The 17,954-nt window shown below is 66.4% G+C and carries 17 protein-coding genes; 2 read left to right on the forward strand and 15 right to left on the reverse strand.

Annotated features, from left to right (window positions below):
- Nucleotides 1-2: 2 nt before the first annotated feature.
- Nucleotides 3-794: an enoyl-CoA hydratase/isomerase family protein gene (locus AC1DHL_RS00120; protein ID WP_478159683.1), complete on the reverse strand. Its 792-nt coding sequence runs from the start codon at nucleotides 792-794 to the stop codon at nucleotides 3-5.
- 126 nt (nucleotides 795-920) lie between these two features.
- Between AC1DHL_RS00120 and AC1DHL_RS00125 the strand changes: the two genes are divergently transcribed.
- On the forward strand, nucleotides 921-2,036 hold the full coding sequence (locus AC1DHL_RS00125) for an Rv3169 family protein (RefSeq protein ID WP_478159685.1): 1,116 nt from the start codon (nucleotides 921-923) through the stop codon (nucleotides 2,034-2,036).
- A gap of 22 nt (nucleotides 2,037-2,058) precedes the next feature.
- Here the strand turns inward: AC1DHL_RS00125 and AC1DHL_RS00130 are convergent, their stop codons facing one another.
- From AC1DHL_RS00130 to AC1DHL_RS00170, 9 genes are all read right to left on the reverse strand, one after another.
- A complete protein-coding gene (locus AC1DHL_RS00130) occupies nucleotides 2,059-2,832 on the reverse strand; it encodes an enoyl-CoA hydratase (protein WP_478159687.1) in 774 nt (257 codons plus the stop codon).
- A gap of 17 nt (nucleotides 2,833-2,849) precedes the next feature.
- On the reverse strand, nucleotides 2,850-4,061 hold the full coding sequence (locus tag AC1DHL_RS00135) for an ABC transporter substrate-binding protein (protein ID WP_478159689.1): 1,212 nt from the start codon (nucleotides 4,059-4,061) through the stop codon (nucleotides 2,850-2,852).
- Between the two features lie 22 nt (nucleotides 4,062-4,083).
- Nucleotides 4,084-4,578: a hypothetical protein gene (locus AC1DHL_RS00140; RefSeq protein WP_478159691.1), complete on the reverse strand. Its 495-nt coding sequence runs from the start codon at nucleotides 4,576-4,578 to the stop codon at nucleotides 4,084-4,086.
- Nucleotides 4,575-5,609 carry a phosphotransferase family protein gene (locus AC1DHL_RS00145; RefSeq protein ID WP_478159693.1) on the reverse strand — a complete coding sequence of 345 codons (1,035 nt, stop codon included), beginning with the start codon at nucleotides 5,607-5,609 and terminating at the stop codon, nucleotides 4,575-4,577. The genes AC1DHL_RS00140 and AC1DHL_RS00145 overlap by 4 nt, the downstream gene beginning before the upstream one ends.
- A 6-nt stretch (nucleotides 5,610-5,615) precedes the next feature.
- On the reverse strand, nucleotides 5,616-6,227 hold the full coding sequence (locus AC1DHL_RS00150) for a histidine phosphatase family protein (RefSeq protein ID WP_478159695.1): 612 nt from the start codon (nucleotides 6,225-6,227) through the stop codon (nucleotides 5,616-5,618).
- Nucleotides 6,228-6,231: 4 nt separating this feature from the next.
- Nucleotides 6,232-7,101 carry an SDR family oxidoreductase gene (locus AC1DHL_RS00155; protein WP_478159697.1) on the reverse strand — a complete coding sequence of 290 codons (870 nt, stop codon included), beginning with the start codon at nucleotides 7,099-7,101 and terminating at the stop codon, nucleotides 6,232-6,234.
- Between the two features lie 13 nt (nucleotides 7,102-7,114).
- Complete coding sequence (locus tag AC1DHL_RS00160; protein ID WP_478159699.1) at nucleotides 7,115-8,260, reverse strand: acyl-CoA dehydrogenase family protein; 1,146 nt, start codon at nucleotides 8,258-8,260, stop codon at nucleotides 7,115-7,117.
- 25 nt (nucleotides 8,261-8,285) lie between these two features.
- The gene (locus AC1DHL_RS00165) at nucleotides 8,286-9,842 is read right to left on the reverse strand and encodes a long-chain-fatty-acid--CoA ligase (RefSeq protein WP_478159701.1); all 1,557 of its coding nucleotides are present in this window, start codon (nucleotides 9,840-9,842) and stop codon (nucleotides 8,286-8,288) included.
- Between the two features lie 112 nt (nucleotides 9,843-9,954).
- Nucleotides 9,955-11,220 carry a 3-hydroxyacyl-CoA dehydrogenase family protein gene (locus tag AC1DHL_RS00170; RefSeq protein ID WP_478159703.1) on the reverse strand — a complete coding sequence of 422 codons (1,266 nt, stop codon included), beginning with the start codon at nucleotides 11,218-11,220 and terminating at the stop codon, nucleotides 9,955-9,957.
- Between the two features lie 49 nt (nucleotides 11,221-11,269).
- Between AC1DHL_RS00170 and AC1DHL_RS00175 the strand changes: the two genes are divergently transcribed.
- Nucleotides 11,270-12,256, forward strand: a complete 987-nt coding sequence (locus tag AC1DHL_RS00175; protein WP_478159705.1) for a ketopantoate reductase family protein — start codon at nucleotides 11,270-11,272, stop codon at nucleotides 12,254-12,256.
- Nucleotides 12,257-12,271: 15 nt separating this feature from the next.
- Here AC1DHL_RS00175 and AC1DHL_RS00180 read toward each other — a convergent pair whose 3' ends face one another.
- Genes AC1DHL_RS00180 through AC1DHL_RS00200 form a run of 5 tightly spaced genes read right to left on the reverse strand, consistent with a single transcriptional unit; the run spans nucleotide 12,272 to nucleotide 17,954 of the window.
- Nucleotides 12,272-13,066, reverse strand: a complete 795-nt coding sequence (locus tag AC1DHL_RS00180) for an enoyl-CoA hydratase/isomerase family protein (RefSeq protein WP_478159707.1) — start codon at nucleotides 13,064-13,066, stop codon at nucleotides 12,272-12,274.
- Entirely contained in the window at nucleotides 13,059-14,876 is a 1,818-nt protein-coding gene (locus AC1DHL_RS00185; RefSeq protein ID WP_478159709.1) for an AMP-dependent synthetase/ligase, read from the reverse strand. Before AC1DHL_RS00185 ends, AC1DHL_RS00180 begins: the two co-directional genes overlap by 8 nt.
- A complete protein-coding gene (locus tag AC1DHL_RS00190) occupies nucleotides 14,873-15,706 on the reverse strand; it encodes an ABC transporter ATP-binding protein (RefSeq protein WP_478159711.1) in 834 nt (277 codons plus the stop codon). Before AC1DHL_RS00190 ends, AC1DHL_RS00185 begins: the two co-directional genes overlap by 4 nt.
- Complete coding sequence (locus tag AC1DHL_RS00195) at nucleotides 15,691-16,893, reverse strand: ABC transporter substrate-binding protein (protein WP_478159713.1); 1,203 nt, start codon at nucleotides 16,891-16,893, stop codon at nucleotides 15,691-15,693. The genes AC1DHL_RS00190 and AC1DHL_RS00195 overlap by 16 nt, the downstream gene beginning before the upstream one ends.
- 23 nt (nucleotides 16,894-16,916) lie before the next feature.
- Complete coding sequence (locus AC1DHL_RS00200) at nucleotides 16,917-17,954, reverse strand: branched-chain amino acid ABC transporter permease (RefSeq protein ID WP_478159715.1); 1,038 nt, start codon at nucleotides 17,952-17,954, stop codon at nucleotides 16,917-16,919.

The raw sequence follows: 17,954 nt of genomic DNA on the forward strand, positions 1-17,954 counted from the left end.
GCTCAACGGCCCTGGAATGCGGGCTTGCGCTTCTCGACTTGGGCGGCAATGCCTTCCTGGGCGTCGAGCGTGGCCGAGACGCGCGCCAAGGTCAGCGCCTCGTCTTCGAGTTGCGCCTCGAGTTGCGCCGCACCGGCCTGCATGAACAATCGCTTGGTTTCGCCATAGGCAATGGTTGGTCCGGCCGCGAGCTTGCGCGCGAGCGCGAGCGCGTCCTCCTGCAACTGCGCATCGGCCACGATCTGGTCGACCAGACCCGCGCGCTGGGCCTCCTCGCTGCCGAGCACTTCGGCGAGCAGCACAAAGCGCCGTGCGCGAGCCACGCCCATGCGCGCGCTCAAGGTCACGCTGGAGCCTGAATCGCAACTGAAACCGAGCTGCGCGAAGGCGGAGCCGATGCGCGTCGAGGCGCCGGCGATCACCACGTCGCACCCTGCCAGCAGCGCCACACCACCGCCCATCGCGAAACCCTGCACAGCAGCGACGACGGGAACCGGGAGCCGCCAGAAGCGCTGCAGCCCCATGTGCAGATCGCTGGTCCACTCGCGCACCAGCGGCGGCAGCCGGTCGCGCGCCGGATAGAACACCTTGAGGTCGCCACCGAAGCTGAAGTTCGCGCCATCGGCGCGCAGCAACACGGCGCGAAGGCCGGTGCAATTGAGCAGGTCCGAGGCAACCTGCCTGAAGTCGCGCGCGAAGCCACCATCGAAAGGGTTGCCCCGAGCCGGCTGGGTGAGCGAGAGAATGGCCAGTCCGTCCTGCAGTTCGACACGGATGGAATCGGTTGAATTCATGGGATTCATGTCTCCTGGTTCAAGATGAGGCTCGTCGGGGACTATCTCGGGCTTGCTGCCGCTGCGGGGAAACCCGTCTATCGTGCTATAGCAGACTATACGCTACTGTATTAGAATTCCGCAACCATGCTGACCCCTCAAGACGACCTCATCGGCCACCAGTTGCCAACCACCTTCGACCAGATCGACAACAGCGATCCGGCCTGGATGGAACGGCTCTGGTACACCGGGCACCCCACGCCCGACGGCAACCTCATCTTCGACATCGGGTTGGGCTACCACCCGAATCGCAATGTCATGGACGCCTTCGCCGGCGTCGCGGTGCCGGGGAGGCAATGGAACTTCCGCGCGTCGCGCCGCCTGCGTCCGGACCCGCTCACGACGAGCGTGGGGCCGCTGTCGATCCAGGTCATCGAAGGTCTTCGCCGCCACCGCCTGACGCTCGGCGCCAACGCCTCGGGCATCCGCTTCGACATCGAGTTCATCGCCAACCTGAACGCGCACGAGGAAAAGTCGCACCTGAGGCGCCGTGACGGCCGCATCACCGAGAACATGGCGCGCGCGCAGCAACTCGGCCGCTACAGCGGATGGCTGGAGTTCGACGGCCGCCGCATCGAGATCGACAGCACCAGCTGGATGGGCCAGCGCGACCATTCCTGGGGTGTGCGCGCCGAGATGCGAAGCGACGAGACGACGCCTCCGCTGACCTTCTACCCGCCCTTCTTCTACTGCTGGACCACGGCGCAGTTCGCGAACCGCGGATTGCACATCTTCTTCAAGGAGCGTGCACCGGGCGAGAAGATCTATCTTTCGGGCGAAGAGGTGTTCACCGCCGGGACGAAGGTCTCGGGCCGCAACCAGCTCGTGGACGTGCGCCACGAAGCGCAATGGCATGACGATCCGCACGGACAGTCGATGGCGTCGATGGCGTTGCAGCTCAAGTTCGCCGACGGCAGCGAGCGGCCGGTGTCGGTGCGCGTGCTGCCCACGAAGTATTTCCTGAAGGGCGGGCTCTATGGTGGCCTCGACGGCTGGTTCCACGGCGATGATCGCGGCAAGCTCTACGTCGAACACGACGTCTGGGACCTGAACGACCCCGGTACGCGCCGGCGCGTGCGCACGCTGGCCGACCAGGTGATCGAGGTGCGCGACGGCGATGAGGTCGGCTACGGGATCATCGAATACGGCGTTGGCAAGGGCTACGCGATGTACGAGAGCGTGCAGGCCCATCCGCCTATCTGAAGGTGAAGACGAAGCCGGGTCCCTACTTCGATTTCTTCCGGCGCGCCACCATCGCTGCGACCCGGGCATCGATCGCGGCGCGCTCCGCCTTGGCATTGTTTTCGATGGAAAGCCGTCGCTCGAGCGCGATCGCATCACCCATCGAGAGGCCCGCGCCATCGTCGAGCAGTTGCTTGTAGGCGATCAGCGTCTCCGGAACGGCCGCGGCCATCTGCCGCGCGATCTCCTCGGCCTTGGCCATCAGCGCCTCGGGCGCGACCACATGGTTCACGAGCCCCCAGGCCAGCGCCTCTTCGGCGCCGAGATAGCGCCCGGTCAATGCAAGCTCCTTGGCACGGTTCAGGCCGATCGCGCGCACCATGCGCACCGACCCTCCCCACCCCGGCAGCAGCCCCACGTGCGCATGCGTATCGGCGAAGCGCGCCTGGGTCGATGCCACCAGCAGGTCGCAGGAAAGAGCGATCTCGAGGCCGCCCGTCATCGCGAGCCCGTTGATGGCACCGATCACGGGGCCTGAGAACGCGCGGATCGCACGCACCGGATCGTTGTCGTAGGCACCGGCGGCGAGTTCGCTCGTGGCACCCCATTCGTCGAGATCCATGCCGGCGGAGAAGGCACGCCCCGCCCCGGTCAGGATCAGCACGCGCACTGACGGATCAGCCTCCAGCGCCTCGACCGCGGCGACGAACTCGCGCCGAAGCTCGTTCGACAGCGTGTTGAGCTTGTCGGGCCGGTCGAACACGAGGGTGGCAAAGCCCTCCTCGCCGCGAAGAAGCCGAAGGGTCTTGAAGTCCATGAGGCCCAATGTACCCCTCACTGCACCTTGCACTCGGGGCTCGGCGGCGGGAACAGCGTCGTCCCCGGCTCGATCTGCCGCATCGCGAAGGTGGTTGCCTTGCCGTCGGCCGTCTTCACGACCTGTGCCACCCCGTGCTGGCGGATCAGGGTGTGGTCGGCGGCGCGCATCTCGACTTCTCCGTAGACCGTGGGAGCCTTCAGTCCGGCGAGCGCACTGCGCACGGCGGGCACGTCGGTGGAATTGGCCTTGATGATCGCCGCGCGCAGCATTTCGAGCGCGACCATCATGTCGGCATCGGTGTAGATCGGCTTGCGCTTGTTGCGCTCCTCGTAGGCTTTCACGAAGGCGGCATTGCGTTCGCCGGGCATCGTGTTGTGATAGCTCAGCCCGTTGAGCACGCCCAGCACCGCGTCTCCTTGCGCCGAAAGCTGGAACTCGGTCGCAAAACCGTTGCCCAGCACTGTCTTGTACTTGTCGAACAGGCCGAATTGCTTCTGCTGCTTGGCGAACGAGTTCCCGTCGGACATGTAGAGCGTGACCATCAACGCGTCGGCCGGCTTGGAAAGCTGCGTGATGTAGCTGCCGAAGTCAGTCGTTCCCTGGGGTGCGAACAGGCTCTCCTGCACCGTGCCGCCTTGCTCCTTGACCATCTCGGTGAACTTCGCCGCGAAGGAATGGCCGACCGCGTAGTCCGGCGAGATCACGTTCCACGTCTTGGCGCCCGACTTCTTGACGAAATCACGCAGCATCGCGGCGTAGACGGCATCGGGCGTGGTGACGCGAAAGAAGTTCGGCTGGCAACTCTTGGTCATCAGGTCGTCGCCCTGCGAATAGACGTCGATCATCAGCGCGTTCATCGCAGCCAGGCGCGGCGCGATCGCGAGCGAATGCGAGGTGGGCGTCTGGCCCGTCAGGAAGCTCGCGCCGCCCTGCTGCACCAGCTTGGTCGCCGCGGCAATGGCGCTCGCCGGCGTACCGGCATGCGACTGCAGTACGACCTCGAACTTGCGACCCAGCGCGCCGCCCTGTGCATTGAGGATGTCGACGGCGGTTCGCGCGGAGTCTTCCACGAGGCTGGCGTAGGTGGCGAAAGGACCGCTGTCGATCGTCAGCACGCCAATCTTGATCGGGTCCTTCGCCTGGGCTTGTACCACCGGTGGCATGGCGAGCAGCAGCGCACCGGCCACGGCCGAGAGCGCAACGAATCTTCTGGAAAGGGAAGTCATGGGTTTGTCTCCTTGGGGAATCTCAGTCTTCCGAGCCGCTGGACATCTCCGCGAAAAGCGGCCGGGGCGAACTCTTCAGCTCGATGGCGAGTTCGGCACGCATGGCGGTGCGCAGCAAATCTTCGATCCGGTCGGCCACATCGGCCGGCAAATGCGCGCGCTGCGCGTCGAGCCAGCCGAGCAGTTCTCCGACCGCGCGATTGCCCTCGTCGCGCAGTGCGAGCAGCGCGACGATGGGCTCGGCCTGCGGGGCCGGGCCGGCCGGCAGCGGCGGCAGCGAGGCCGCCTCGGGTCGGTCGAGCAATAGCGAGGCAACGCCGTCGATTGCGACGCGCTGCGCCGCGATCTGCTCCAGCAGAAAGCCAGATGACCAGTCGGCGCGCACCTTGAAGGTGTTGAGCAGGTTGATGACGCCGAAGACCTGTCCGCGAGCGAACTCGTCGTCCAGTCGGGACAGCACTTCCTTGCGGAGGGTGGCGTTCATGCCATCGATCAGGCGAGCGAAGGAGTTGTTCATTTGGCGGCCTCGATCGTCTTTTCCATCTGGCGCAGGCAGGTCGCGACCTGGCTGCCCATCGCCGGCATGCGCATGTCGTTGAAGCGCCCTTCCTCGAAGCAGCGCGCCGCCGCCATGTGCGTCGCCGCAAGCTTGAGCAGCGACAGCGCCTGGTAGTAGCGCACCGATTGCATCGAGACCTCGAAACCCGCCTTCTCGGCGTAGCGGGCGTAGAACCATTCGGGTTCGGCGAGCCGGCAGATCAGCTTGCTGCCGCCCATGTACATCGGCAGGCTCGCCCAGCCGAGGTCTTCGTGCGGATCGCCGAGGTGCACGAGTTCCCAGTCGAGGATGGCGGTGATGCGGCCGTCCTGTTCGAGGAAGTTGCCGGTGCGGTAGTCGCCGTGGACGATTGCGACGCGCGGCGCGGTCGGGCAATGGGCCTTGAGCCAGCGCAAGCCCCATTCGGCCATCGGGTAAGGCCGCATCGCCCAGCGCGCGATCTGCTGTTCCCAGTACTCGACGTTGATGCGCGCGGCATTCGCGGCGGTAATGCCATGCGCCATCTCGGCCACCGGCTTCTCCTGCCATGGAATGCGATGCAAGGCTGCAAGCGCATCGATGAACTGCTCGGCCAGGCGTTGGCGATAGCCCTCTTCGAGGCCGGGCTCATTGGCCGATACCCAGGGTACGACCGCGTCGCCCGAAACCTTCTCGCAGAACATGAAGGGTGCGCCGAGGATCGTGGGATCGTCGCTGCTCCAGTAGGCGCGCGGCACGGGTATCGCGCTGCCTTCAAGCGATTGCATCGATAGCACCTGCGGCCGGGCGCTGTACGGGGCAAAGAGACCGTAGTCGGGGCCCAGGCGCAAGATGAGTTCGCGCGGGCCGTCGTCACCGTCGATGCCGGTCACCGGCACGGCGTAGGTCAGCCACGAGAAACCCACCGGAAAGCGGCGCACGGCACCGACCTGCACCGGATGGCCGAGTTGCGCGGCCAGGTAGTCGGCGATCTTCGGTGCCAGCGTGGCATCGTCTATGAGCGTTGTCATGGGGATTCAGTCTGAACGGGGGACGGCACGTCGCACGGGAAGATGGCCGCGCTCGTTCACGCTGGCCACGCCGATCGCGCCGCCGGAGAGCGCACGCAGCCGCGTCATCGACGCGTAGCCCGGCGCGAAGTGCACGATGCGCGAAAGGCCGAGCGCGTGCGACAGCACGACGTTGATCGGCAGGCCATGCGTGAAGACGGCCACGTGATCGCTGCGAGGCTCGTGGCCGATCGTCGCGGAAAGCGCATCCAGCACGCCCCGGCGAAACTTCGTGGCATCGCCGCCGAAGAACGCAATCGGGTCGTCGAGAAAGCGCGACCATTCGTCGCTGCCGAGTGCGCGCAAGGTTTCGGTCGACCGGTAGCGATCGACATGGCGATCGGCTTCGGCCCATCCGTCCACCTCTTCGATCGGGAGGCCGAGCCGGTCGGCCAGCGGCTGTGCGGTTTGCCTGGCGCGCGCCATCGGGCTGCTGACGATGCGGGTGATGCCCTCCTGCGCGAGCCGGTCGGCCACCGCCTCGGCCTGCGCCCTTCCGTCCGCGCGCAGTGGCGGGTCGTGCGGGCGCTCCGTGTCATCCTCGTCGGGGCGCCCATGGCGGACCAGCACCAGCTTCATGGCGTCAACCTTCTCGCTTCAGCAACTCGGGCAGGCTCGCGCGATGGAAGCCCTCGAACGGCTTGCTGTTGTGGTGCGGCGCCTGCTTCCAGGTGCCGCGCGCATTGGGCGTCCCGCCATCGACACGGACGCAGCTGCCGGTGATGTAGGCCGCAGCGGGCGACAGCAGGTAGACGATCGCAGCCGACACTTCCGCCTCCGTGCCGAAACGCTGCATGGGCACGGTCGGCGGGAATTCGAGGATCTTGGCCTTGGCTTCCGGCGCGTAGGTGTCGAAGCCGCTGGACGCGATCCCGCCCGGCGCGACGGTGTTCACGCGCACGCCCGATGCGGCCCATTCGCAGGCGGCTGTCTCGCTGAGCGTGAGCATGCCGCCGCGCGCTGCGCCCGAATGGGCGAAGTCGGGCCAGCCGTGCCAGATGTCGGCAATGATGTTCACGATGGCGCCGCCGTGCTGCTCCATCCAGCGGTTGTAGGCTTCACGCATGAAGATGAAACCGCCGGTGAGGTTGTTGCGGACCACCGCTTCGAAACCCTTGGTCGAGATGGTCTTCATCGGCGTGCGGTACTGGCCGCCTGCGTTGTTGACCAGGCCATCGAGCCGGCCGCGCGCCTTCAACACTGCGTCGATGGTCTGGCCGACGGCGATCTCGTCGCGAATGTCGCAGGGATGCGCGCTTGCGCTGCCGCCGTCCTCGGCGATCTCGCCGCGGACCTTCTCCAGCTTCTCGGCGGTGCGGCCGACCAGCGCAACGTGTGCAGCGAGCGATGCCAGCTCATGGGCGGTGCAACGGCCGATCCCGCTGCCACCGCCGGTCACAATGAGGGTCTGGCCTTCGAAGATGCCGGGACGAAAGACTGATTGGTAAGGCATGGCTGCTTTCTGTTCACTGCACCGCGGCGCGGCCGATGCGATGGCGTGCGATCACCAGTTTCATGATGCCGGCAGTGCCGTCTCCGATCTCCAGGCCCATGACGTCGCGCATGCGCTGCTGGTGCGGCAAGTCCTTCGACCAGCCGTAGTGGCCGAAGGTCAGCAGGCACTGGTGGATGACATCGAAGGCCGTCTTCGGCCCCATCCACTTGACCATGGCCGCCTCCGCCGTGTGGGGTAGGCCCGCGTCGCGCAGCGCCAGCGCGTGATAGGAGAGCTGACGCACCGCCGCGATATGCGACTCGCCCTCGGCCAGCGGAAAGCTCACGCCCTGGAACTGCCCGATCGGCCGCCCGAAGGCCTCGCGCTCCTTGGCGTAGTCCCAGGCTTCGTCGAGCGAGGCCTGCGCCGCGCCGCAGCATTGAAGCGCGATCAACGCGCGGCTGTAGTCGAAGCCCTGCATGACCTGCGTGAACCCCTTGCCCTCGTCGCCGAGCCGATGGCTGGCCGGCACCTTCACGTCGTCGAAGAACACGGAGCCGCGCCCGATGATGGCGCTGCCGACATCGTCGAAGTGTGTGCGCTGGATACCCGGCGTCTCCGCCGGGATGAAGAACGCCGAGACCCCCTTTGCGCCGTCTTCCGGCCGGCCGGTGCGCGCGAAGATCAGGTACGCATCGGCGCGATCCGCGAAGGTGATCGAGGTCTTCTCGCCATTGATGATGTAGTGGTCGGCGTCACGGCGCGCACGCATCTGCAGGTTGCTGGCATCGGAACCGCCGCGCGGCTCGGTCAGGCAGATCGCCACCACCGCCTCGCCGCGGATCATTCGCGGCACCCATTCCTCGACCACTTCGGGCTTCGCATGCCGGATCAGGATCGCCGCGTTGAGCGAGACGCCGACCGGCACCGCACTGACGTTGAAGTCGCCGTAGGCCAGTTCTTCCGCGATGAGGCCGGTCGTGACTGCGTCGGCGCCGAGACCACCCAGGCGCTCCGGCAGGTCGACGCCGATGAGGCCAAGACGCCCCATCTCGGCCAATAGGTCGCGGTCCAGCACGCCGAGCTTCTCGCGCTTCTGGTAGTCGGGCAGCAGGCGCTCGCGCGCGAAGCGGCGTGCAGACTCCTGCAGCGCCTTCTGGTCGTCGGTCAGAACCATGGGTTGTGTCTCGTGAAGTGGACGTTCAGATCTTGCGTTCGTGCCCGACCCAGTACGGGTCACGCAGCACGTTCTTGCGCACCTTGCCGACGGGTGTCACCGGCAGCGGCTCGGCCCGGAATTCGACGCTGCGCGGGCACTTGTAGCCACCGATGAGCGTGCGGCAGTGCGCGATGAGCTCTTCGGCGGTGGCGCTCGCGCCGTCCTTCAGCACGACCACTGCATGCACGGCCTCGCCCCATTGCTCGCTGGGAATGCCGATCACGGCGGCCTCGCGCACCGTCGGATGCAGGAACAGCGCCCGCTCTGTCTCGGTCGAATAGACGTTCTCGCCACCGGTGACGATCATGTCCTTGACGCGGTCGGCCACATAGAGATATCCGTCTTCGTCCAGGTAGCCCGCATCGCCGGTGTGCATCCAGCCGTCACGCAACGCGGCGCGCGTGGCCTCGGGGTTGTTGAGGTAGCCGACCATCAGGAAGTCGCTGCGCACGATGATCTCGCCGATGCCGCCGACGGGTGCATCGGTGCCGTCCGGCAGCACCACCCGGATCTCGTTGCCGAAGCCGGCCTGCCCGGCCGAGCGAAGGCGCGATGATTTCTCGCCCGAGACGATGTGGTCGCGCCAGCGCAGCATGGTCGCAAAGCCGCCGGTCTCGGTCATGCCATAGATCTGATAGAAGCCCCAGGTCGGCACCTTGTCCATGGCGCGCAGCATCAGCCCTTCCGGCATCGGCGATCCGCCGTAGATGCACGTCTTCAGGCTCGTCAGGTTGTACTGGTCGACATCGGGATGGCTCAACAGCATGTTGACCATGGTCGGCACGAGCACCGCGTTGGTCACCTTGTGTTCGCCGATCGCCTTCATGACCGGCAGGGCCTCGAACTTCGGCAGGATCGCATGTGTGCCGGCGGCGAGCGTGATGTACCAGAGGGCGCTCGCGCCCGCGAAGTGAAAGTAGCCGGCCACGTACAGGAAGGTCAGGTCCTCCACGCTCGGCAGCAGTGCGAGATAGCAGCAGGTCGCGAGGTACACGCCCTTGTGCGACATCGCCACGCCCTTCGGATGCGCAGTGGTTCCGCCGGTGTAGAAGATGACGTAGAGGTCGTCGTCCGACCGATTCGCGTCGGGCATCGGCTCGTACTGCGCGATGAGCTCTTCGTAAGAGAGCATGCCGGGCGGCGTGGCGCCGTCGCCCATGTAGATGAAGGTCCGGACGCTGGGCATTTCGGCACGCAGGCGCTCGGACTGATCGAGGAAACTGTCGTCGATGAAAAGGATCGACGCCTTCGAATCGGTCAGTGCATAGATGTTCTCGGCCACCGACCAACGGATGTTCAACGGAGCGAGCGCGCCACCCGCCCAAGGCACAGAGAAGAACAGCTCCAGGTAGCGGTCCGAATTCATCGCCAGCACCGCGACGAACTCGCCATCGCGCACGCCCAGCGAACGCAGCGCCGCCGCCATGCGCGGCACCCGTTCGCCCACTTCCTTCCAGGTGCGCCGACGCGCGCCGGAAATGGTCGCCACGCGATGCGCGCTGCATTGGACTGCCCGCTTGAGCAGCTGGGTTCCCTGCATGATGGGTCCTTGGCCGTTGATGAATCGATGGATGAAGCGCACGGAGCCGGAGGCATCCAGTACACGGACGTACCGTACACTACCGCACTATATGTTGCACCCGGGATTCCCCTTAGCCCAGGTCGCCGGACCCGAAGCCTCGGCCGCTGGCCGCGAGTTCGCGCAGCCAGGCCGAGGGCCGGAACCGGTCGCCGTACGCGTCGGCCAATGCATCGCATTCGGCGACGAATTCGGCCACGCCTCGGCGCTGGACTTGCGCCAGCACGCCGCCCTCGCCACGCGGAAAACCCAGGCCGAGCACAGAGGCGGCGTCGGCATCCTCAGCACTCGCCACGGTGCCGTCCTCCAGGCAGCGCGCCGCCTCCATGGCCTGCGCGTTCAGCAGGCGTCGCTGCGCCGCCTCGAGGGATGGCTGTTCAGCGAGCAACGGAAACGATCCTGCGAGCCCGGTCCAAAGCTGCTTGGGGCCTGAAGCGGGATAGTCGTAGAAGCCGGCGCCTTCGCGGCGGCCGCGCCGGCCCAGCACCGTTACCATGTGATCGAGTACCGGCCAAGCCAGCGCCCGGCAGGCGCGGGCGTCCAGTCCGTCGGCCCGCGCCTGAAGCGCCTGCTGCCGGTTGAGCGCGATGCCGGTTTCGTCCAGCATCGCGAGCGGGCCAACTGGCAGGCCGGCCTGCATTGCGGCGGATTCGATCCGGTCAGATGCGACGCCTTCGGCGAGCATCGCCAGCGCTTCGTCGAGATAGGCCGCGAAGACGCGCGAGGTGAAAAAGCCGGGGCCGTCGCGCACGACGATCGGCGTCTTTCCGAGGCGCCGCACCCAATCCAGCGCGCGGTCAATCGTTTCGCGCTCCGTGGCGCGTCCGACCACGACCTCCACCAGTGCCATGCGGTCGACCGGCGAGAAGAAGTGAAGGCCAATGAACCGGCCCGGTCGCGCCAGCGCGGTGGCCAATCCCGTGACCGGCAGACCCGAGGTGTTGGTCGCAATGATCGCGTCCGGCGCCGCCACCGCCTCGATGCGCCGAAGTACTGCTTCCTTGACGGCACGGTCCTCCGCGACGGCCTCGACGACCAGGTCGCAATGCGACAGCGCGCCGTCGTCGGGCGCGACGGATACCACCGACAGCAGCGCTTCGCGTTTCGGTGCGTCCAAACGCCCGCGCGCGACTCGTTGCTGGAGGTCGGCGCCCAGGCGCTCCAGGCCGCGCCGGCCGGAAGCCGCATCGCGGCCCGCCAGCGTCACCTGAAGACCCGCGGCAGCAGCTGAATGGCAGAGGCCGAGCCCCATCAAACCGGGCCCGACGATGCCGAGACGCCCGCTGTACCGAGGGAAATCACTGATCGAAGGGGCTTCGCGTTTGTCTTGCACGTACATACGATACGCATGCACATGACATGCGTCAATCAATGATCGGAGCATCCCGATGAAGATCTGCGTCTTCGGCGCCGGCGCGATCGGCGGCTACCTTGCTGCCCGCCTCGCGCAGGTCGACCGACTATCGGTCAGCGTGGTCGCACGCGGCGAGCACCTGGCAGCGATACGGCGCAACGGGCTTGCCATCGAATCGCCTCAAGGCACATTGCGTGCTCGCGTCGCAGCGACGGACCATCCTGCGGACCTCGGCGAGCAGGACGTCGTTTTCCTCGCCCTGAAATCGCAGCAGGTGGCGCCGGCGCTCGACAGCCTGAAGCCCTTGCTGGCGCCGCGAACAGCCGTGCTGCCGCCCACGACCGGAATCCCGTACTGGTACTTCCATGGCCTGCCCGGCCCGCTGCGCGACCGGCAGATCGAACGCCTCGACCCCCAAGGCCGCCAATGGGCGGCGCTGGATCCTGCGCGCGTGATCGGCTGTGTCTACTGGGTGGCCTCCGAGGTCACGGCGCCGGGCGTCATCCACCACGACGGCAGCCTGTCGCGTTTCCCGATTGGCGAACCCGACGGCACGCAGAGCGAGCGCCTGATGCGGCTTGCCTCGGCAATGGCCGATGCCGGCCTCGACGCACCGGTGGTGCCGGACATTCGCGCCTGGATCTGGGCCAAGATGATCAGCAGCCTGTGCTGGAACCCGGTCGCCGTGCTGACCCTGGGCACGCTGTCCGAGATGAACGCGCGCCCGGAGGTCCTGGCGGTCGTGCGTCGCATGATGGCCGAGGCCGACGCGCTGGCGCATCGCGTCGGCGTGGAACGGATGCCGATCTCGATCGAGCAGCGCATCGAAGCCGCGCGGCATGCGGGCGACCACAGGATGTCGATGCTCCAGGACCTGGAACGGGGGCGCGCGCTCGAACTCGACGTGCTTGTCGATTCCATCGACGCGATGCGCGAACTCGTGCCAACACCCACGCCGACGATCGACACCGTGTATGCGCTGTTGAAGCTGAGGGCGGCAACGCAGGTACAGGCGCCCTGAGCGCCTGCGCCGCCTTCAATCCTGGTTCTTCTTGCGCAGCATTGCCTCGGCCTTGCGCTGCAGCTCTCCCGTCGTACGCGCCAGAATCTGTGTCCGGTTTTCCAGCTCGATCGCCCCCGCCAGGCTCGCGCTCTCTAGGTTGGCCCAGCCCCCGCGCTTGGTCATCCATACGCCGAAGGCGCTGTTCGCCGCGATGCTTCGCGCCAGCTCGACGGCATGCGCCATCAGCTTGTCGTCGTCCACCAACTCGGACACCAAGCCGATGCGTTCGGCCTCGACGGCATCCACCATGCGTCCCGTCAACATCATCTCAAAGGAACGCGAAGTGCCGACGGCGCGCGGCAACAGCCAGCTCACGCCGATGTCGCAACTGGACATGCCAACCTTCACGAAGGCTGCGTTGAACGAAGCCGACTTTGATGCGATGCGGATCTCGGCGGCCAGCGCGAGGCCGAATCCCGCACCATTGGCAGGCCCGTTGACCGCGGCGATGACCGGTTGCCGCAGCCCTCGCAATCGCGTGACAAGGCCGGCAAAAAGCTCCTGCCGCTTCATCCATGCCTGCGTCTCGCCGGCCTCGCTGCCCGGCGCATCGCCCGCGAGGGAGAGGTCGAATCCGGCGCAGAATCCCCGCCCCGCACCGCTCACGATCAGCACGCGACAAGCCTCGTCTCCGTCGACTTCGTCGAGCAGGCGGCCGATTTCGCGCACTGTGTCGTCGTCCAGGGCATTGAGCCGCTGCGGCCGATTCAGGCGCAGCAGCGTGATGCCGTCGGCCAACCGTTCGAGCAGCGCGCCGGACTCAGGCATAGATTCCCTCGATCACATCGGCGTACTTCTCGGCAATGGACTTGCGGCGCACCTTCATGGTAGCGGTGACTTCGCCGTCGTCATGGTCGAGCTCCTTCGACAGCAGATGGAACTTGCGCACCTGCTGCACCTGCGCGAGCCGCGCGTTCACGGCCGCGACTTCGTTCTCGATCATCGTGCGCACCTGGGCTTGCTCCACGAGGCTCTTGAAGTTGGTGTAGGCCAGCCCCTGCCCTTCCGCCCAGTTGGCGACGCTCTCGAAATCGATCTGCAGGAGCGCCGACACAAAGCGCCGCCGGTCGGCGATGACGATCGCTTCCTTGATGAAGGGCGAGATGCGCAGCGCATTCTCGATCTCGGACGGCGTGATGTTCTTGCCGCCGGCGGTGATCATGATGTCCTTCTTGCGGTCGATGATTCGCAGCTCGCGGCCGGCCGGGCCGTCGTCCCAGCGGGCAACATCGCCGGTGTGCAGCCAGCCATCGGCGTCGACGGCCTCGGCCGTCGCCTCGGGATTGCGGTAGTAGCCCCTGAACACCACGTCGCCGCGAATGAGGATTTCGCCGTCGTCAGCGAGCTGAACCTCGACGCCTGGATACGGCACGCCGACCGTGCCCACCGGCGATGCATCGCTCGGCTGCATGGTGGTCGCGCCCGAAGCTTCGGTGAGGCCATAGGCTTCGCGGATCGGCACGCCGAGCACGCGGAAGAAATGCAGGATGTCAGGCGCGATGGGCGCGCCCGACGAGATCGCGACTCGGCACCGACGCAAGCCGACGTAGTTGAGCAGCGCTCGCAGCACCAGCACATACCAGAAGGCCCACACTGCCCGTTGCGCAAGAGTACGCTGGCGCACAGGCACCGTAGCGAAGCGTCCCACCGAGGCCATCGCGCGCTGATAGAGGGCGAGGCGCCAGCCGCCCGCTTCGCGTAACTTCGTCTGGATGGAGGCGTGGAATTTCTCCCAGATCCGCGGTACGCCGAAAAACACCTGCGGCGACAGTTCGCGCAGATCTTCTTGCACCGTGCGCAGGCTCTCCGCGAAGTTGACCACGGCACCAGTGGCCAGCGGCACGTGGATCGAGAACATCTGCTCGGCCACGTGGCACAACGGCAGGTAGGAGACCAGCGAATCTCCCTCCGTACAGCCAAGCACGCTGTTGAGGCCGAGCGCCGCGCTGCCCAGGCCACGCCAGCTCATCTGCGCGGCCTTGGGCTTTCCGGTGGAGCCGGAGGTGAACACGATCAGCCCGATGTCGTCCAGCTTCTGCGCGGCCGCGAGCGTCTCGATGCGTGTGGGCTGCGCGGCTGCAAGCCGGCGGCCCTGCTCGATCAGCGCCTCGAATTCATGGATGCCGGCGCGGTCGTAATGGCGCAGTCCGCGCGGGTCGATCAGCACGATCTGCCGCAATTCGGGAAGGTTCGCGCGCACCGAGAGCACCTTGTCGAGCTGCTCCTGGTCCTCGCAGACGATGACGGGCGAGCCCGCGAGCTGCAGCAGATATTCGACCTCGACGCCCGGCGAAGTCGGGTACACCCCCGCCACGATGCCACCGGCCAGGCCGACGCCGAACTGCGCGATCACCCACTCGCTGCGGTTCTCGCCGAGGATCGCCACCTTCTCGCCCGGCTGCAGGCCGAGTTCGAGAAGCGCTAGCCCGAAGCAGCTCGCGCGCTCGGCGTACTCGCGCCACGTGACCGGCTGCCAGACGCCAAACTGCTTCTGCCGCAGCGCCACCGTGTCGGGACGCGCGCGCGCCCAATGCAGCAGTTGCTGCGACGTCGTTAGCCCCTTCAACTCCTCGATCATGACAACCACCGTTTGCGACGCTTGTAGTGCTTGACGTCGCGGAAGCTCACGCCCTCGCCCCCTTCGCCGCTGCCGAGATAGAAGCGCTGCACATCGGCATCGCCCAGCAGCACTTCCTTCGGGCCGTTGATGACGATGCGTCCGTTTTCCATGATGTAGCCGTAGTCGGCCACGCCGAGTGCGACGCGCGCGTTCTGTTCGACCAGCAGCATCGCCACGCCCTGCTCCCGGTTGATGCGGGCGATGATGGAGAAGATGTCCTTGACGACCAAAGGGGCCAAGCCCAGCGAGGGCTCGTCCAGCAGGATGAGCCGCGGCTGCCCGACCAGTGCACGCGCGATCGCCAGCATCTGCTGCTCGCCGCCCGAGAGATAACCCGAGAGTTGCCGCCGGCGTTCCTTCAGGCGCGGGAAATATTCGAACACCGCCTCGATGTCGAGCGGCTTGCCGCAGCGGCCTTGCAGCGCGTTGCCTGCCGCCACCAAATTCTCGTCCACCGTCAGTTCAGCGAACACGTGCCGGCCCTCGCGCACGTGCGCCAACCCGCGGCGCGGCAGGACGTGCGGCGCCCAGCGATCGATGTCCTCCCCGAAAAAGCGGATGCGTCCACTGGCCACCCGTCCGTTTTCGAGCGGAAGGATGCCCGACGCGGCCTTCAGCGTGGTGGTCTTGCCCGCGCCGTTGGAGCCGAGCAGCGCCACCACCTTGCCATCGGGCACTTCGATGGACAGCCCCCGCAGCGCCTGCACGGTGTGGTGATAGACCACCTCGATGTTGGCGATCGACAGCGCGGGCGCCGGCGTCGGCGTCGGACTCACACCTTGATCCATGAGCTCGCCGGTTCCATCTGCTTGGACTTCGGGTCGTAGCGGTAGAAGCGGCCGACCGGCGCCTGGTGCTTGCTGAGGTCCACCAGCGTGCCAAAGATGCCGCCCGAATCCCAGTCCTTCATCGATTCCAGCGCGGCCTTCATGTTGGGCAGCGTGAGCGGCTTGTTGGCCTTGATGCAGCGCTCGGCAACCTCCGCGAACACCATGCCCGAGAGCCAGGAGCTGATGTAGAACGGCGAGATGTTCTTCATGTCCGGGCGATTCTTGGCCGCAAAGTCGCGCATCGCGTTGATCATCACGGAATCGGTTTCGTGGCCGTAGCGATAGGGGCTTACGCCGCTGAGCGATTCGCCCATCGCGCCGAGCGCGTCGTAGGCGGGCTTGTCCAGGCCCCATGCGGTGCCCATGACCTGGCTCTGCAGGCCCGCCTCGCGCATCTGGCGCACGAACTCCGGCATCGGCGCCAGGATGTAGCCCTGGAAGATCACGATGTCGGGCCGGGCGCGCCGCAGTTTCGCGACCTCGGGCGCCACGTCGATGCCGGCCTGCTTGGTCACGATCTCGGCGACGATCGGGAGGCCGAGCTTCTCGGCACGCGCCTTGCCGCCCGGGATGCCGTCGCGGCCGAACTCGGTATCGGCATACACGTAGGCGATCTTGGGCTTGTCCGACTTGGACCAGGTCTTGGCGATGTACTCCATCAGGATCTCGTGCATCGAGCCGTAGATCGGGCCCGGCACGAAGTGCTGGGGCATGCCGACCGGATCGGCCATCGAACTCGCCAGCGACGTCGATGAGGTCATGATCGTGCCCGACGCAATGGCATCCTGAGAGACGGCCTTCGCCCACTGCGTGCTGTCGCCGTAGAAGAAGGTCGGCTTGTCGGACGCCATCAGTTTCTTGAAGATGGCCACGCCCTGGTCGAGCTTGAAGCCGCTGTCTTCCGACACATAGCGCAGCTTGCGCCCCGCCACGCCGCCGTTGGCGTTCTTCCACAACACGAAGTCGTTGAGCCCGTTGTTCATTGCCGCGCCCGCGAAGGCGAAGATGCCGGTGATGGGCTGCGAGGCCGCGATCACGATCTCGCCCTTCTGGGCTTGCGCCGAGGCGCCGCGGATGGCGAAGGGCCCGAGCGCGGCGGCGGTGCCGGCAGCCTGGATCAATTTGCGTCTCAGAAAGTCGGTCATGGTCTGTCTCCTCTGTTTGCGGTTCAGGTAATGAAGGGCCAAAGGTGGAAAACTCGCCGCACGCGCGCCCACATGGCTGACAGCCCATGGGGCTCGAAGATCAGGAAGACGATGATCAGCAGGCCGAACACGACCTGCCCCATCGGCAGCAGAAGGCCGGCGATGCCGGGCAGCCACTCCGCACCCGCATGCGCGACCAGCCGAAGGATTTCGGGCACGAAGGTCATGAAGACCGCACCGAGGATGCTGCCGAGCACCGTGGCACCGCCGACGATGATCGCGGCCAGGTAATAGATCGACAGCGTGACCGTGAAGTATTCGGGCGTGATGTTGCCGTAGAAGTAGCCTAGCAGTCCGCCCGCGACACCGGCATAAAACGCACCGAGAGCGAAGGCGAGCAGCTTGGTGCGCAGCAGGCTCACGCCCAGGATCTCGGCCGAGATGTCGCGGTCCCGCACGGCGATGAAGGCCCGACCGATGTAGCCGCGCTGGAGATTGCGCGTGGCCAGTGCCGCCAGCAGCACGCAGCCGTAGATCAGGTAGAAGTTGCGCCGGTCGCCGATGAACTCGAAGCCGAACAGGTTGGCGCGCGGAATCGACGTGCCCGGCACGCCGCCCGTCACCGGCTCCCATTCCCGGAACACGAAGGTCAGGATGAAGTGCGCGGCCAATGTGGCGATCGCCAGGTAGATGCCCTTCACGCGCAGGCTCGGCAGCCCGACCACCATGCCGATCATGGCGGCCAGAAGGCCCGCGAGCGGCAAGGCGACGTAGAACGGCACGCCGTGCTTGCCGAGCCAGGCGACCGTGTAACAGCCGACCCCGAGGAAAGCCGCGTGGGCCAGGGAGATCTGGCCGGTGCTGCCGGTCGTGATGTTGAGGCCCAGCGTCGCAACGATATGGATGCCGACGATGCAGGCCATCGCCAGCACATAGTCGCTGCCGTAGAACGGCAGTCCCAGCAACAAGACGATGAAGAGGGCCATCGAGCGCCGCGAAGCCGGCGAGTCCCATAGCTGCTCTTCGGAGCGGTGCGTTTCGTGGAAGACACCCGTTCGCAT

The organism is Variovorax sp. 10L426, from assembly GCF_056395305.1.

Excerpts from the sequence above, each read along its gene's own strand:
- AC1DHL_RS00120 (WP_478159683.1), bottom strand. The coding sequence starts at position 794 with ATGAATTCAACCGATTCCATCCGTGTCGAACTGCAGGACGGACTGGCC.
- AC1DHL_RS00125 (WP_478159685.1), top strand. The coding sequence starts at position 921 with ATGCTGACCCCTCAAGACGACCTCATCGGCCACCAGTTGCCAACCACC.
- AC1DHL_RS00130 (WP_478159687.1), bottom strand. The coding sequence starts at position 2,832 with ATGGACTTCAAGACCCTTCGGCTTCTTCGCGGCGAGGAGGGCTTTGCC.
- AC1DHL_RS00135 (WP_478159689.1), bottom strand. The coding sequence starts at position 4,061 with ATGACTTCCCTTTCCAGAAGATTCGTTGCGCTCTCGGCCGTGGCCGGT.
- AC1DHL_RS00140 (WP_478159691.1), bottom strand. The coding sequence starts at position 4,578 with ATGAACAACTCCTTCGCTCGCCTGATCGATGGCATGAACGCCACCCTC.
- AC1DHL_RS00145 (WP_478159693.1), bottom strand. The coding sequence starts at position 5,609 with ATGACAACGCTCATAGACGATGCCACGCTGGCACCGAAGATCGCCGAC.
- AC1DHL_RS00150 (WP_478159695.1), bottom strand. The coding sequence starts at position 6,227 with ATGAAGCTGGTGCTGGTCCGCCATGGGCGCCCCGACGAGGATGACACG.
- AC1DHL_RS00155 (WP_478159697.1), bottom strand. The coding sequence starts at position 7,101 with ATGCCTTACCAATCAGTCTTTCGTCCCGGCATCTTCGAAGGCCAGACC.
- AC1DHL_RS00160 (WP_478159699.1), bottom strand. The coding sequence starts at position 8,260 with ATGGTTCTGACCGACGACCAGAAGGCGCTGCAGGAGTCTGCACGCCGC.
- AC1DHL_RS00165 (WP_478159701.1), bottom strand. The coding sequence starts at position 9,842 with ATGCAGGGAACCCAGCTGCTCAAGCGGGCAGTCCAATGCAGCGCGCAT.
- AC1DHL_RS00170 (WP_478159703.1), bottom strand. The coding sequence starts at position 11,220 with ATGTACGTGCAAGACAAACGCGAAGCCCCTTCGATCAGTGATTTCCCT.
- AC1DHL_RS00175 (WP_478159705.1), top strand. The coding sequence starts at position 11,270 with ATGAAGATCTGCGTCTTCGGCGCCGGCGCGATCGGCGGCTACCTTGCT.
- AC1DHL_RS00180 (WP_478159707.1), bottom strand. The coding sequence starts at position 13,066 with ATGCCTGAGTCCGGCGCGCTGCTCGAACGGTTGGCCGACGGCATCACG.
- AC1DHL_RS00185 (WP_478159709.1), bottom strand. The coding sequence starts at position 14,876 with ATGATCGAGGAGTTGAAGGGGCTAACGACGTCGCAGCAACTGCTGCAT.
- AC1DHL_RS00190 (WP_478159711.1), bottom strand. The coding sequence starts at position 15,706 with ATGGATCAAGGTGTGAGTCCGACGCCGACGCCGGCGCCCGCGCTGTCG.
- AC1DHL_RS00195 (WP_478159713.1), bottom strand. The coding sequence starts at position 16,893 with ATGACCGACTTTCTGAGACGCAAATTGATCCAGGCTGCCGGCACCGCC.
- AC1DHL_RS00200 (WP_478159715.1), bottom strand. The coding sequence starts at position 17,954 with ATGCGAACGGGTGTCTTCCACGAAACGCACCGCTCCGAAGAGCAGCTA.